9 protein-coding genes are annotated in these 15,170 nt (G+C 75.2%); 5 read left to right on the top strand and 4 right to left on the bottom strand.

What is annotated here, in order from left to right; genetic code table 11:
• Nucleotides 1-47 precede the first annotated feature (47 nt).
• The 3 genes from IF83_RS35090 to IF83_RS0126785 are packed head-to-tail and all read left to right on the top strand — an operon-like array spanning nt 48 to nt 2,742.
• Nucleotides 48-1,646 (top strand): hypothetical protein, encoded by a 1,599-nt coding sequence (locus IF83_RS35090; RefSeq protein WP_244177217.1) that lies wholly within the window; start codon nt 48-50, stop codon nt 1,644-1,646.
• On the top strand, nt 1,643-2,080 hold the full coding sequence (locus IF83_RS0126790) for an ASCH domain-containing protein (RefSeq protein WP_244177216.1): 438 nt from the start codon (nt 1,643-1,645) through the stop codon (nt 2,078-2,080). The genes IF83_RS35090 and IF83_RS0126790 overlap by 4 nt, the downstream gene beginning before the upstream one ends.
• On the top strand, nt 2,077-2,742 hold the full coding sequence (locus tag IF83_RS0126785) for a YdcF family protein (protein WP_030548484.1): 666 nt from the start codon (nt 2,077-2,079) through the stop codon (nt 2,740-2,742). Before IF83_RS0126790 ends, IF83_RS0126785 begins: the two co-directional genes overlap by 4 nt.
• A 118-nt stretch (nt 2,743-2,860) precedes the next feature.
• Here IF83_RS0126785 and IF83_RS0126780 read toward each other — a convergent pair whose 3' ends face one another.
• The 4 genes from IF83_RS0126780 to IF83_RS0126765 form a co-directional block, all read right to left on the bottom strand.
• On the bottom strand, nt 2,861-3,691 hold the full coding sequence (locus IF83_RS0126780) for a carbohydrate ABC transporter permease (RefSeq protein WP_030548482.1): 831 nt from the start codon (nt 3,689-3,691) through the stop codon (nt 2,861-2,863).
• 224 nt (nt 3,692-3,915) lie between these two features.
• Nucleotides 3,916-5,280: a carbohydrate ABC transporter permease gene (locus tag IF83_RS0126775; protein WP_030548480.1), complete on the bottom strand. Its 1,365-nt coding sequence runs from the start codon at nt 5,278-5,280 to the stop codon at nt 3,916-3,918.
• A gap of 16 nt (nt 5,281-5,296) precedes the next feature.
• Nucleotides 5,297-6,721, bottom strand: a complete 1,425-nt coding sequence (locus IF83_RS0126770; RefSeq protein ID WP_078843910.1) for an ABC transporter substrate-binding protein — start codon at nt 6,719-6,721, stop codon at nt 5,297-5,299.
• A gap of 496 nt (nt 6,722-7,217) precedes the next feature.
• Nucleotides 7,218-11,342 carry an FHA domain-containing protein gene (locus IF83_RS0126765; protein WP_030548477.1) on the bottom strand — a complete coding sequence of 1,375 codons (4,125 nt, stop codon included), beginning with the start codon at nt 11,340-11,342 and terminating at the stop codon, nt 7,218-7,220.
• Between the two features lie 582 nt (nt 11,343-11,924).
• Here IF83_RS0126765 and IF83_RS0126760 point away from each other — a divergent pair.
• Nucleotides 11,925-13,622, top strand: coding sequence for a serine/threonine-protein kinase (locus IF83_RS0126760; protein WP_051723452.1), 1,698 nt, complete (start codon nt 11,925-11,927; stop codon nt 13,620-13,622).
• Nucleotides 13,623-13,824: 202 nt separating this feature from the next.
• The coding region (locus tag IF83_RS0126755) for a serine/threonine-protein kinase (RefSeq protein ID WP_030548473.1) at nt 13,825-15,170 on the top strand (1,346 nt) is incomplete at its 3' end.

Below are 15,170 nucleotides of genomic sequence, written 5' to 3'. Positions count from 1 at the left end.
GGCGGCGCGGTCCGGCGTCGCCCTTGTGCCCGTGGGGGAGTCGACCGGTGAGAAGCCAGGTGAAGGAGCAGCCCAAAGCGGTCCACGACGTGTCGTGCGGCAGATCACTGCGCGAGCGGGCCCTGGGCCGGGCCGGGTCCCCCGATCCTGTGCCGCAGGCCCTGGCCGCGCTGATAGCCGTCGAGATTGAGGCCCATTGCGGTCACCGCCGCCTCAAATGCCGCCGCTTGGCCATGGGCTGGACGGTTGCTCAGGCCGTCGCCGCTGCCCACCAGCTCGTTGAGAGCGAGCGCTTGGCCAAGGTGGGCCTTTCCGAGCGTTCCTGGAAGGACTGGGAGGCCGGCCGACTGCCCAGCCCGGAGTACCAGGATCTGCTGTGCCGCCTGTTCGCCACCGGACCGGTCGAATTGGGCTTCGCCCACGACTACTCGCCCGCACCTGTGGCGGACGGACCCAGTCCGCTCTGGAGGAGACAGGGCCCGGATGGAACACTCTCCGAAAGGGAAGCAGCCCAAGCGGGCGCAGACTCGCGGACCTTCACGGAGGTGGAGGCAACGAAGCGTCGCGACGCGGTGAAACTCGCCGGCCTGGCCATGGCCTCGCCGGCCACCACAGCCAAGATCCTCGAACAGGCCGCTGCCGAAGCCATGGAGTTCACCCGGCAGGCCGAGGCCACCTCGCTCGGCTCGGGGACCCTGAACCACCTTGACCTCGCGGTCACCGAGTTCAACCGCGCGTACTCACTGAAGCCGCCCAGGGCGGTCTTCGACGCGGTGATGGACTACCGGCGCAAGGTGGGTGCCCTCCTCGCAGGCCGGCACACGCACCGGCAGAAAGGTGAGCTGCTGACGTTCGCCGGCTGGCTGTCCGAACTCCTGGCCTGGCTCGCCCACGATCTCGGGGACGCCCGCACCGGTCTGGCCTTCGCCACCGACGCGTTCGTCCACGGACAGCAGGCCGGTCACGGCCGGCTGTGCGCGTGGGCGATGGACGCCGCAGCCTCCATCAGCTTGTACGAACAGCGGCCCGGACAGGCGCGTGACGCGGCCCTCAAGGGCCTCAGCGAAGCACCGGGAGACCATCCGCTGACCGTGCGGCTGCATGCCCAAGTTGCGCGCGCTGCCGCCGCCGACGGTGACGCGGAGGGCTGCACCGCCGCCTTCCGAGCAGCCGGGGAGGCCTACGGCACCCTGCCGCCGCGGTCGCCCCGCCGCTTCGGCCTGGACGTACTGCCCCTGGCGGACTATGCGCTGACCTCCTATTCGGCGACCTCGTTCATCTGGCTCCGGCAGGCCGAGAAGGCCCGGCACCATGCTGAACGGGCTCTCGCGACCTACGAAGCGGCCCCTGCGGCCGCCCGGTCCCCCAGCCGCGAAGCCATCGCCCGCATCGACCTGGCTCTCGCCCATGCCCTCCTCGGCGATCCCGACGACGCCGTCGCTCTCGGTCACCAAGCCCTCGACTCCGCGCGCGTCGTCGACTCCGTTCGTCACCGGGCCGGTGACCTGGCCAGCTTCCTGACCCGCCGCTATCCCCGCCGGGAGGCCGTAGAGGCTTTGCGCGAAAGGCTGGCCGCAGCCGACGCGGCCGCCCGCCCGGACGTGTCCACAGCCCTGGGACACGAACCCGAAGGAGGCACCACGTGACCGGTCCGCAGCAGCCTGCCGAGCACTCCCTCACCATGCGAGAGCCGTACTTCGACCTCATCGCGTCCGGCGCCAAGACCGTCGAGGTCCGCGTCGGCTATCCCAAGATCCGCAGGATCACCGCCGGGGACCTGCTGCGGATCACGTGCGCGGACCGGGTACTGACGACTCGCGTCACCGCGGTGAACGCGTACGACTCGTTCGCCGCGATGCTGGCTGCCGAGAACCCGACCGAGATCGGCGGGCCCGACATGTCGCATGCCGAGCTTGTCGCCGCGATCCGCGACATCTACCCGCCCGAGAAGGAAGCCCTCGGCGTCTTCGCCCTCCACCTCGACCTCACCCGGGCGGGAGGTGAGCCGGGGCTCACCCCTCACGGGAAGGGGCAGGGCCGGACCGCCTCCGGCGACGGTGACCAGGGAGACGCGGCGTGACGGACAGCCAGCGGGTCCTCGCCGAACACCAGCGGCAGCGGGCCGAACTGCTCTGGGACTACCACCAGATGCGTCATGAGGTCCGGCCGGTCGATGCCGCGATCGGGCTGGGCAGCCACGACATCGGTGTACCCGCGTACTGCGCCCGCCTATATCACGCCGGGCTCTTCCCGGCCCTGGTCTTCACCGGCGGACGCAATGCCACCGCCCCGGAGAGGTTCCCCCGGGGCGAAGCCGTCCACTTCCGGGAGCGCGCTGTTGAACTCGGCGTTCCCGACGAGGCGATCCTGGTGGAGCCCAAGGCCCGCAACACCGGCCAGAACATCACTTACTCCCGTGAGGCCCTGGCCGATGCCGGGATCACGGTGAAGAGCGCGATGCTGATTTCCGTGCCGTACATGGAGCGGCGCGCCTTCGCCACCGCGCGCAAGTTGTGGCCGGAGGCTGAGGTGATCTGCGCATCGGCGCCACTGGGGTTCGACGACTACCTGAAGAGCATCGGCGACGAGAAACTCGTCATCGACCAACTCGTCGGTGACCTCCAGCGAGTGATGGAGTATCCGCGGCTCGGCTTCGCCATCGAACAGGAGGTCCCGGAGGACGTGCGTGCGGCTTTCGAGTCCCTCGTCCGCGACGGGTTCACCGGCCGCCTCATCCGCTGAGTTCCCACCGCGGCAGGGCCTGCCGGCTCGCTGCCGCAGTGGGCACCGGAGCGACCGGTGCCCACTGCGGCGCACGGAGCGCGGAGTGTGCGGGGCGTTTCCGGCCCGCGCGGCGTCGTTATTTGACGGCGCCCGCCATTACCCCGTTGACGAACTGGCGTTGGAAGGCGAAGAAGACCGCCAGGGGGATCACCATCGAGACGAAGGCGCCCGACGCCAGGACGTCGATGTTGTTGCCGAACTGGCGTACCTGCTGCTGGAGCGCCACGGTGACCGGCGGTGAGCCGGGGTCCGCGAAGATCAGCGCCACCAGCATGTCGTTCCAGACCCAGAGGAACTGGAAGATGCCCAGCGAGGCGATCGCCGGGCCGCCCAGCGGCAGGACGACCCGGGTGAACAGCCGGATCTCGCCCGCTCCGTCCAGCCGGGCCGCCTCCAGCAGTTCGCGGGGGATCTCCGCGAAGAAGTTCCGCAGCAGGAAGACGGCGAACGGCAGGCCGAAGGCGACGTGGAAGAAGACCACGCCCGCCAGCGTCTGGAAGATCCCCAGGCTGTTGAAGAGCTTCGACACCGGGATCAGCGCCACCTGCACCGGCACCACCAGCAGGGCCACGACCGCCATGAACACCCAGTCGCGGCCCGGGAAGTCCAGCCAGGCGAAGGCGTAGCCGGCGAGCGCGCCGATGACGATGACGAGCACCGTGGACGGCACCGTGATCGCCACGGTCGTCCACAGCGAGGTGGTGATGTCGTCGTTCCCGAGCAGGTTGGCGTAGTTGTCCACGGTGAGCTGCGCGGGCTCGGTGAAGACCGTCCACCAGCCGCTGGTGGCGATGTCCGAGGTCTCGCGGAGCGAGGAGACCAGCAGGCCGATCGTCGGCGTCAGCCAGAACAGGGCGATCAGCAGCAGGACGGTCTGGACGAGGCCGCCGCTCGTACGGGCCGCCAGGCGGGAGACGGCCGAGGGTTTGCCCGGGCCGGAGGGAGCGGAGGGAGCAGACGGCGCGGATGGATCGGATGCACCGGAGGGAGCGGGCGCGTCCGCGGGCCCGGACTGACCGGGTACGCCGGCCGTCTTCGCCACCGCCGGGCCGTCGCCGGCGCCCGGGCCGCCCGGGCCGCCCGGACCCTTCCGCTCCGCCGAGCACCCGGGGCCCGGGTCCGTCGAGGCGCTCACGGGCGTCGCTCCCTTCGCATGCGGCGGATGTTGAAGGCCATCACCGGCACCACCAGCAGCAGCAGGACCACGGCGATCGCGCTGCCGACGCCCTGTTCGGCGTCGGTGCCGAAGGACAGCAGATACAGCTGGAGGGCGAGGACGTTGGCGTCGCTCTGCGTGGCCCCCGGCGCCAGGATGTAGACGAGGTCGAAGATCTTCAGCACGTTGATCATCAGGGTGACGGTCACCACCGCCAGCACCGGTGCCAGCAGCGGCACCGTCACCTTGCGGAAGACCTGCCACTCGTTGGCCCCGTCCACCCGCGCCGCCTCCATCAGCTCGCGCGGCACGCTCGCCAGCCCCGCCCCGATGAGGACCATGGCGAAGCCGGCCCACATCCAGATGTAGCTGCCGATGATGGCGGGGGTGACGAGGTTCGGGCCGAGCCAGTTGATGCCGTTGTACGCCTCCGTGAAGTTGGAGCCGGGCAGCCGCAGCTGGGCTCCGGACGCGCTCGCGGGCAGGCTGTACGTCCCGTCCTCGCCGGACTCGGCGCTGGCGACGACCTCGCCGCCCCGGACCGCCTCGACCTTCACCCCGGCCAGGGCCTTCTCGCCCCGGTCGATCACCCCGGCCTCGCCGCCCCCGCCGGGCGTGAAGTCGAGCCAGACGGTGCCGGTGACCTGCTCCCCGTCCGGCTTCGCGGCCACGGCCTGGGCCGCGTCCTTCGGTACCTCGGCCGGGGGGATGCCGACGAGCGGCAGGCCGGCCGGGTCACCGGCCCGTACGGTCTCCCCGGTGGTGAAGGAGCCGCCCGCCGTCTTCTCGATCCCCGCGTTCGGGCGCGGCCGGGCGCCCGGATAGGCCGAGGACTCGGAGAAGGTGTCGTGGACGCCCGTCCACACGGCGTTGGCGACCCCGCGCTCCGGGTCCTGCTGGTAGACGAGGGTGAAGATGATGCCCGCCGCCAGCATGGAGATCGCCATCGGCATGAAGACGATCATCTTGAAGGCGGTGCCCCAGCGCACCCGTTCCGTGAGCACGGCGTAGATCAGGCCGAGCGCCGTGGAGACGGCCGGGGCGACGATCACCCAGACCAGGTTGTTCTTGAGCGCGGTCCGGGTGCCCGGGTCGGAGAACAGCTCGCCGTAGTTGTCCAGGCCGACGAAGGCGGTGCCCTCCGTGTCGAAGAAGCTCCGCACCACGGAGTACCCGATCGGGTAGACCACGAGCGCGGCCAGCAGCACGAGCGCGGGCAGCAGGAAGCACGCCGCGATCCACGCCCGGGTGCCGGTCACGCCCTTCTTGGTGACGGGCTTCTTGGTGACGGGGGGCGGGGCGCCGGGTGTGGCCGCGCCCCCCGCGGTCGCTGTCGTCATCGGTGGCGGCCGCCCGTCAGTCCTTGTAGGCCTTGGCGGCTTCCGCTTCCAGCCGCTTCTGGGCACCCGCCACGTCGTCGGGGTTCTTCAGGAAGTCCTGGAGGGCCTTCCACTCGCCCTCGCCCTTGGTGCCGCCGAAGGAGGCCGGCGCCTGGTCGGACATGTCGAAGCGGAAGTCGTCCCCGGCTTCGATCAGGGCCTTGGCGATGTCCCGCTGGACGTCGTCCGGGTAAGCCTTGAGGTCGAGTTCCTTGTTGGGCGAGATGAAGCCGCCGGCCTTCGCCCAGATCTCGGCGGCGTCCGTGGAGGCCAGGAAGGTCAGCAGGGCCTGCGGTCCCTTGCCGTCCTTGAGCGCGACGGCCACGTCACCGGCGCTGACCACCGGCGATTCGTCCCCCACGGCCGGGAACGGGAAGACCTTGGCGTCGGTGCCGATCTTCGCCTCGGTGTCCGAGGTGATGTTGACGGCCACGAAGTCGCCCTCGAAGACCATGGCGGCCTCCGGCGCGTCACCGCCCGCGAAGGTCTGGGTGACGGACTTCGGGAACTCCGTCTGCAGCGCGCCGCCCGGGCCGCCGGCGATCAGCGTCTTGTCGCCGAACAGCTCACCGAGGGTCTCCAGCGCCTCCTTGACGGAGGGGTCGGTCCACTTGATCTTGTGTTCGGCGAGCTGGTCGTACTTCTCCGGGCCGGCCTGGGAGAGATAGACGTTCTCGAACCAGTCGGTGAGCGTCCAGCCGTCCGCGCCGCCGACGGAGACCGGCGCCACGCCGGAGTCGGAGACGGTGCGGGCGGTGTCGAGGAACTCGTCCCAGGTGCCCGGCTCCTCCACGCCCGCGTTCTCGAAGGCCGCGGTGTTGTACCAGACCAGGGACTTGTTGGCGGCCTTGAAGTAGACGCCGTACTGCTTGCCCTCGTGGGCGCCGAGATCCCGCCAGCCCTGGGAGAAGTTCTTCTCCAGCTGCTCCTGCGCCTCCTCGCCGGCCGGCTTCAGCTTGCCCTGGGCCGCGAACTGCTTGAGCGCGCCGACCTGGGGGAGCAGCGCGATGTCCGGCGGCTGGCCCCCCTCGATCTTCGTACCGAGGAAGGTGGAGATGGAGTCGCCGGTGGGGACGAACGACACCTCGGCACCGGTCCGCTTCTCGAACTCGTCCAGCACCGCCTTGAAGTTCTTCTGCTCCGCACCCGTCCAGACGGCGGCGACCTGGAGCTTCTCGCCCTTCAGCTTCGGCAGGTCGACGGTGACGGCGCTCTTGCCCTCGCCGCCGCTCTCGCCATCCTTCCCGTCGCCCTCCCCGCCACCGCCGCAGCCGGCGGCGGTGAGTGCGAGGGCGCTCGCGGTGACGGCGGCCAGTACGGCCCGTGTGGTGCGTGTGGTGTGCCTGCCTGCGGAGCGTGCTCCGCGTGCCGCTCTGTTCGCGGTGGTGAGAGTTGTGCGCATCGTGCCCGACCTCTCCTGGGTCCCGCCTGGGCCCCACCCGTGAACCCCCGTGAGGGGGCCGGCCCGTGTGCGGGCGCCCGTTCCTCCGACGGCCGACCGCACGGGGCTCGTCCCGTACCTACTGTGCGACAGTCCTATGCCCCGGAGGAGAGCGGTCGCAATACCGGGACAGTGATCAACTGACCTATTGTGACCGGGCCGTGATGGGCAGTCAGGCTTGTTGAACGCGCGTAGGGGACGGCGCCCGGAAACCCGTTCGGGCAGGGCGGCCGCGGGGTATCCGACCCCTTTCGCGCGGTGAACGGTCCCCGGGGCGAGCGGGTGGACCGCGGCCCGGGCAGGGTGCGCCGACAACAGACACCCGGGGGCGGCCGGCGGGGCGGGTACGGGGCCGGGGGCGCCCCGCGTCCGTGCCGGTCCCACCGGCCCGGGCCCGCCGTTCGCGCGCCGAGTGCCGGGCGCGGCGGCCGCCCGGCCGCGGCGGGCCCGGGCCCCGTCAGACCAGTGGCGGAGCCGGAGCCGCGTCGGCCGACTCGGCCGCCCGCTGCAGGGCACTGGCCAGCAGCGCCAAGTCGGTCGGCCCGTTGCCCAGTTCACGGAGCGGGCGGCGTGCCGGGGGATCGCCCATGCGTTCCCAGTCGAGGGGCACCACCGTCGGCCGCTGGGTGGCCGTCCGCGGGATGCGGCCGGTGACCCGGCCCGCCTGGAACCAGACGACCGCGCCGTCGCGGCCCGTCAGCCGGCCGCGTCCCGCCGTGGCCTCCGCCTTCTCCGGGCCGTCGGTGACGGCGGGCAGCACCTCCAGGGCGACCCGCACCCCGGCCGCCTCCGCCGCGGCGGTGCCGGCCGTGCGCTCCGGATGGCCGCTCGCCGCGACCAGATGGACCCCGAGCCGGGCGCCTTCCCGGGCCACCGCCTCCAGTGCCCGCACCACGGAGCCGGCCGCCGGGCGGCCGGTGCTGCCGAGCGCGGGGGACAGCAGGGCGTCGAAGTCGTCGACGAGGACCACCAGCCGGGGCAGCGCCTCCGGGCCGGCCGCCGCACGGGCCTCCGGCTCCGCCCCGGCGGACGCGCCGCCGCGTACGCTCCCGGCCGGGGCCGGCACGGTACCGGTGAGCGCCCCGCCGCCACCCGGGCCCGAACCGGAGGAACTTCCGGAAGCCCCGGGGGAGTTGCCCGCAGCGGGAGCGCCGTGCTCCCAGGGACGGCCCGCGCCGCGCACCCGGAGCTGCAGTGTGCCTCCGGACTCCGCCTCCGGGTCACCGCTCCGCCGTTCGCCGCCCGGGCGCTCCGCCGTACGCCGCACCGGCCGTTCCGCGCGGCCGGACCGGCGGGCGTGCCACTCGGCGAAGTCCAGCCCGTCCAGGAGTTCGGCCCGCCGTTTCAGCTCCGAGCTGAGCGCCTGGGCGAAGGCCCGCATCCGCACCGGGTCGACCCCGGTCACATACGTCGTCACATGCGGGAGGTCCGTGCAGGCGCGCAGCCCCTCGCCGCGCGCCTCCGGCTGCGGGGAGCGCAGCCCGCCGCCGTCCACCAGGGCCATCGCCAGCCGGTCGGGCCGGTCGGCCGCCGCCAGCGAGGCGGCCAGCGACCGCAGCAGCTCCGTCTTGCCGCTGCCCGCGCCGCCCTCGACCAGCAGATGCGGGCCCTCCGCCGCCACGTCCACCGTGAGCGGGCCGTGCGGTCCCGCGCCGAGCACCGCGCAGAGCCTGCCGCCCGGCGGCGTCCCGGGGTCGGCCGCGGCGGCCCACCGGGCCGTCAGCGAGGCGGGGGTGGCGCGGGCCAGCCCCAGTTCGTCCAGCAGCCGGGCCGCACGGGGCAGCGTCACCGCCACCCGCCGCGATCCGCCGGGGCCGCTCGCGCCGGGCCCGGCGTCCGGCAGCCTCAGCGGTGCCAGCGACCGGGCGAAGCGTTCGGCCCAGGCGGCGGACACGGCGTCGGCGACCGCGGCCGTCCCGTTGTCCGGCACGGCGGGGCGGCGCCCGCCCGGGGCGCGCTCCGCCGCCACGGCGCGGGACGACAGGCCGTGGGTGTCCGCCGGGTCGGCGGACCGCGGACCGCCGGGTCCGGCGGTGCCCGGCGCAGCGCCCGGCGCGGTGCCGTACGGGACGCCGGGGCCGTGCTCCCCGTACGCGGTGCGGGCGTCCGGGGCGGCGGCCGGGGCGGCGTCCGGGGCGGCGTCGGCCGGGCCTCGCGGTGCGTACGCCCCGGGCCGGTCGGCCGGAAGGTGTATCAGCCGGAGCGCCGTGGCCACCTCACCGCTCAGCATCGCCACCGCGCCGCACTCCCCGAACGCCGGGGACACCGCGCGCGCGGTCTCGAAGTTGGCCAGCAGGGGAGCCGCGGGCGAGGCGGCCGGGGTCTCCACCGCGCAGAGGAGATGGACCCCGGCGGCCGGGCCGGCACCCGCCAGCCGGGCCGTGGCCTCCCGCAGCTCCGGGGAGCCGGGATCGCCGTCCAGGACCACCACGGTGTACGAGCCGTCCTCCCGGGACGCCGTGCTGCCGCTGCCGTGACCGGCCGCTCCGGGGAGGGGTGCTTCCTCCACCTGGCGGGCCAACTCCGCGATCCGGGCGGCGGCCTGCTCGTGGTCGTAGGCGAGCAGCAGGCGGCAGTCCTGGCCGTGCGCCGGACGCAGCTGCGGCAGCCAGCCGAGCCAGGCCCAGTCGGCCATCCGCTCCCGCAGCTCCCGCGCCGGGTCGGCGCTGATCAGGACGAGTTCCAGGGTGGCGGGGGAGTGCAGCGCCGCCAGTTGCGCGACGACGGACCGGGCCAGCCCCGCCAGCCGGGCGCGCGGACCGGCCAGGCCCAGCGAACCGGCCTGCCGCAGTCCCACGGTGACGGGGAATGCCGGCACCCCCGCGCGGTCGGCCGTGCCGAGCCGTACCACCAGCGCGTCGGGGTGGCCGGGGCCGCGCTCCCACAGCCGCGGGCCGGGGCCCAGGGCGGTGAGCAGGATCTCGGAGGGATCGGGCCAGCGCCGGTGCAGCGCGGCGGCCGCGGCGGCGGACGGTGCGGCGGGGTCCGCCGGCCGGCCGGTCCCGGCGGGTTCCTCCTCGGCGCGGCCGCCGGCCAGGCGGCGGGCCCAGGCTCCTATGCCGCGGCCGCGGCGCCCGGTGCGGCGGTCCGGCCCCTCGCCCGCGGCCTCCCCGGGCGGGGAAGCGGGACGGCCGGCGGCGTACGCGGGCAGCGGGGGCGCCCCGGCGGGCACGCCGGGCCGGACGGTGCCGTGCTCGGGCGGGCTCGGCGGCCACTCCGGTGCCGCGTCACCGCGTTCAGGGCCGCGGAAGGCGCCGCTGCCCTCGGCGGCGCGGGTCTCGCCGGCGGGGCGGCCGCAGGGAAGGGGGGTGCCGCCGTGGCCGGTCACCGTGTGTTCCCGGGGGCCGTCGGGCCACTCGCCGGGCGCGGCCGGCTCCCGGTCCGGATCCCCGCCCGGGTTCCGCTGCCCGGGCACCAGCGCCCGGCCGGACGGATCCTGCGCGCCGTATCCGGCGCCGCTGTACCCGGCTTCGCCGTATCCGGGCTCGCCGCGGCCGTGAGCGTCGCCGTGTCCCGGCTCGCCGCGGCCGGGCAGCGCGTGCCCCGACTCTCCGGTGCCGCCGTGTGGATGACGCGGCCGCCCCTGTTCGCCGGGGGCCCGCTCGCGGGGGTCGCACGGCGCCTGCCCGCCGGTGCTGCCGTACCGGCCGTCCTGCCCCGGCCGTCCGCCCGGAAGCCCGCCGCCCGGACGCGTCGTGCCGGCGGCCGGGGCCGGAGCGGGGCTGGTGGCGCGGGCAGCGCGGGAGGCCCCGTCGGGCGCCCGTCCACCGGCGCCCGGGGCGCCGGGCGGCTCGACCCGCAGCCGGCCCTCACCGTCCGGGGCCACCGGGAGCGCGCCGGGCAGCACCGCCGGCCGCCGCACCGCGCCCGCTCCCGCGGGCGCGGCCGGAGGTTCCTCCCCGGCGTCCGCCGCGGACTCCAGCCGCAGCGCCGACTCCCCGACGCGGAGCAGGGCACCGGGCGGCAGCGGCCGGGACCGGCCGTCCACCGGCGCGCCGTCGACCGCCGTGCCGTTGGTCGAACCGAGATCCGCGACGGTCACCCGGCCGTCCCCGGCGAGCGTCACCGCGCAGTGCAGCCGGGAGACGTCGGGGTCGTCGAGCGGGACATCGGCGTCCGCGGAGCGGCCGATCCGGATCTGCCCGCCGTGCAGCAGATGGACCCCGCCCGCGTCCGGCCCGGCGACGACGTGGAGCCGGGCGGCGCCCCGCGCGGCCGTCTCCTGGGCGATACCGGGGTGCAGACCGGGCTCGACCGGGGCGTGGAGGGACAGCACCGCGCCGTCGACGAGCGGCGGTTCGCCCAGGACGCAACGGCGGCCGTCGAGCCGCTCGGAACCCGCGTACAGCGCGACGGAGGAAGGGTTCTGCGCCGCGCCGGACGACCGGGCGCCGGCAGCAACGGATCCGCCGGGGCCGCCGGTCTCCGCGCCGCGCCCGGGCTCCGCGCCGGCGGCCACGGTGGCCGCGAGGCCGCCGGCCACCGCGGCCAGCGCCGTCCCCGCGGGGGCCGTGACGAGCACATCACAGGAACGCGGGGCATGGCCGCTGAGCGGCCCGAGGACGGTCAAGCGGATCTGCATCGCCGTCAGCGGTCCCTTCCGCCCGGACGCGGCAGGGGCCCGGTCCGTCCCCCGTCCGTGCACGGGCGCTCGGCACGTACAGGTCACCACAGAGCGCGGAGCCCCCGCTCCCCGCTCCTCCGTGCGTGGATGCATCCTCGCACCTGCCGGCGACATCCCGCCCGGCGACCACCGTTATTCGATCTTGAATGGTCGCGGTCCGGCCAAAAAGCGCCTGACGGAGCGCCAGTGGCGGCATCCCCTGTCGCTCTCTGTCGCTCCCCGTCGCTTCTTCTGTCGCTCCGGCGACCGATCGCGTCCCCTTCCCGGCCGGCTCGCGCCCGGCGCTCCCGGAGGCGTCGCCTCAGCCCGCCTCCGCCCGCCGGCCCCGCCGGGCCGGGCAACGGGCCGCGGGGCAACCGCCGGCCCGGCGACGGCGTCCTCCCGGTGGGTGGCGCCGCGTCCGGTCCGCCGGGAGGGGACCGGGGAACAGCGCACGACCCGCCGCCGGCCCGCGACCCGGCACTAGAGTGGGGCGGAACGGCCCCGTGGAGTCCCCTCCGCGGAACGAGGCCCGGTACCAGGACGTAGGGAGCGCATGACGTGCGGCCGGTAGGCAGTAAGTATCTGCTCGAAGAGCCGCTCGGCCGCGGGGCCACCGGCACCGTCTGGCGGGCCCGGCAGCGCGAGACGGCGGGCGCGGAGGCGGCTGTGGCCGGGCATCCCGGCGAGGCCGTCGCGATCAAGGTCCTCAAGGAGGAGCTGGCCCACGACCCCGACGTCGTGATGCGCTTCCTGCGCGAGCGGTCGGTGCTGCTCCGGCTCACCCACCCCAACATCGTCCGCACCCGGGACCTCGTGGTCGAGGGCGATCTGCTGGCCCTCGTGATGGACCTCATCGACGGCCCGGACCTCTTCCGGTACCTGCGCCAGAACGGCCCGTTCACGCCGGTCGCCACCGCCCTGCTGACCGCGCAGATCGCCGACGCGCTCGCCGCCAGCCACGCCGACGGCGTCGTCCACCGCGACCTCAAGCCCGCCAACGTCCTGCTGGCGACCGGCGCGAGCGGCGAGATGCACCCGATGCTCACCGACTTCGGCATCGCCCGGCTCGCCGACTCACCCGGCCTGACCCGCACCCACGAGTTCGTCGGCACCCCCGCCTACGTCGCGCCGGAGTCCGCCGAGGGCCGTCCGCAGACCTCCGCCGTCGACATCTACGGCTGCGGCATCCTCCTCTACGAACTCGTCACCGGCCGCCCGCCGTTCGCGGGGGAGACGGCCCTGGAGGTGCTGCAGAAGCACCTCAGCGAGGAGCCGCGCCGCCCCACCACCGTCCCCGAACCGCTCTGGACGGTCATCGAGCACTGCCTGCGGAAGAACCCGGACCAGCGGCCCAGCGCCGTCAACCTCGCCCGCGGCCTCCGTACGGTCGCCTCGGGCGTCGGCGTGCACGCCAGCCCCGCCCAGGCCGAGGCGGCCCTCGGCGTCGCCGCGCTGCTCGCGCCCGACCCGGCGCCCGCGCCCGTACCCGGCGCCACCGCCGGCCACGGCGCGGGAGCGGCCGGCGGCGGGGACGCCGACCCGACGCAGGTGCTGCCGTCCGGCGCGAGCGCCTACGACCCCAACGCGCAGACGGCCTTCCTGCCCGCCGGCGGCGGGCCCGGCGGCCCGGACCACGCCGGCGCCACCCGCGCGATGCCCCCCGTGCCGCCCGGGCCGCCCGGAGCGGGGGAGGGCCAGGACGGCGAGCACCCCTGGCAGAACCAGATGCGCGCGGCCCGCGACCGCAACGAGCAGACCCAGGTCCAGTACCTCGACCCGGAGGACGACCCCCTCCGCCGCCGCCCGCAGCGCCGCCCGGCCCCGCAGCAACAGCAGCAGCCGGCCCCCTACGCGCCGCCCCCGCAGCAGCAGCCGCAGCCCCGGCCCCAGCCGCGCCGGGAGCCCCGCCGCCGGCAGGAGCCGCAGCCCCAGCGGTACGCCCCGCCGCCCCCGCCGGCCCCCGCGCCGCGCCGGGAGCCGCGCCCGCGCAGCGCCAACCCGATGCGGATCCCCGGGCTCGGCTGCCTCAAGGGCTGCCTCTTCACCATCGTGGTCTTCGTCCTGGCGGCGTGGCTCGTCTGGGAGTTCACCCCGGTCCAGAGCTGGATCGCGGAGGGCAAGAGCTTCTGGCAGGCCACGACCGACGGCATCGGCGAGGTCGTCGACTGGTTCTCGCAGCTCGGCGAGGCGTCCGAGCAGCTCCCGGAGACCCCCGACATCAAGGCCCCCGAGCTCGACCCGGGCGCCGGCCAGTGACCCCGGGCCGCGCGCCCGGGCCGCAACACCTCCGCCACTGTGGAGACTTGTCGACTTACGGGCCCCGATTTACCGCGCAGAAGTGATGGTTGGCCCCATCCTGGGCAACGGACACCTCGGTGGCCGCGTAGCTTGGTGGCCCACTCCTGTTGGTGGCCCACGCCTGCCCTCCGCGCGGAGGGCGTGACACGTCGGAGCAGTCTTGGCACGCAAGATCGGTAGCCGGTACACCGTCCATCAGATCCTCGGGCGGGGGTCCGCCGGGACGGTGTGGCTGGGCGAGGGGCCCGAGGGCCCGGTCGCCGTCAAACTCCTGCGCGAGGACCTCGCCTCGGACGAGGACCTCGTCGAACGCTTCGTCCAGGAGCGCACCGCGCTCCTCGGCCTCGACCACCCCCGGATCGTCGGCGTCCGCGACCTCGTCGTGGACGGCAACGACCTGGCCCTCGTCATGGACCTGGTGCGCGGCACCGATCTGCGCACCCGTCTCGAACGGGAGCGCCGGCTGGCCCCGGAGGCCGCCGTCGCCGTCGCCGCCGACGTGGCCGACGCCCTCGCCGCCGCGCACGCCGCGGGCATCGCGCACCGCGATGTCAAGCCGGAGAACATCCTGCTCGACATGGAGGGCCCGCTCGGCCCCGGCGGCGCCCACCCGGCACTGCTGACCGACTTCGGCGTCGCCCGGCTCGTCGACTCCCCCGCCCGGGCCCGCGCCCTGCGCTCCACCGCCGGAGCCGGGCCGGCCCCCCGCCCCGGCCAGGGCGGCCGCGCCGGGCAGGCCGGCGCGGCCCGCAACATCATCGGCACCCCGGACTACCTGGCCCCGGAGATCGTCGAGGGCCTGCCGCCCCGCGCCTCCGTCGACATCTACGCCCTGGCGACCGTCCTGTACGAACTGCTCGCCGGGTTCACCCCCTTCGGCGGCGGCCACCCCGGCGCCGTGCTGCGCCGCCATGTGACCGAGACGGTGGCCCCGCTGCCCGGCATCCCCGACGAGCTGTGGCAGCTGCTCGTCCAGTGCCTGGCCAAGTCGCCCGCCTCCCGGCTGCGCGCGGCCGAGCTGGCCGGCCGGCTCCGGGAGCTGCTGCCCGACCTGGCCGGGATCCCGCCGCTCGACGTGGACGAGCCGGACTCCGAACGGTCCGGGGACGACCCCGCGGCGGAGGAGCGGGCCGAGCCGCTCCGCTCCGTCCCCGAGCAGCCCCGCCGGGGCGCCGTGCCCCTGGTGTACGGCTCGGCGCCCGACTCCGGGCGCGACACCCACACCAGCATGCGCGTCCCCAGCGCCGACGAGCTCGCGGGCGGGGCGCACGGCACCGCCCGGGTGCCCCGCAGGCCGGGCGAGCCCCGCCCCGGTTCGGCGCGCCGCCGGGCCGAGGCGCTGCGCCGCCGCCGGATCCGGCTGGGCGTGATCGTGGCGGGGCTGGTGGCGGTGGCCGGCCTCGGCGGCTGGCTGGCGGCCTCGGCCGACGGCGCCGTCACCGGCGACGGGCCCCGGCCCGGCGGGAGCGGTGGTACGGAGCATTCGGCTCCCCCCGCCCCCGCCCC

The sequence above is a fragment of the Streptomyces albus subsp. albus genome, assembly GCF_000719865.1.
Classification (GTDB): domain Bacteria; phylum Actinomycetota; class Actinomycetes; order Streptomycetales; family Streptomycetaceae; genus Streptomyces; species Streptomyces albus_E.
Note: the sequence above shows the minus strand (reverse complement) of the source record. Positions and strands in the feature narration are given on the sequence as shown.

Coding starts and splice junctions, on each gene's coding strand:
- IF83_RS0126775 (WP_030548480.1), bottom strand. CDS start 5,280: ATGACGACAGCGACCGCGGGGGGCGCGGCCACACCCGGCGCCCCGCCC.
- IF83_RS0126765 (WP_030548477.1), bottom strand. CDS start 11,342: ATGCAGATCCGCTTGACCGTCCTCGGGCCGCTCAGCGGCCATGCCCCG.
- IF83_RS0126770 (WP_078843910.1), bottom strand. CDS start 6,721: ATGCGCACAACTCTCACCACCGCGAACAGAGCGGCACGCGGAGCACGC.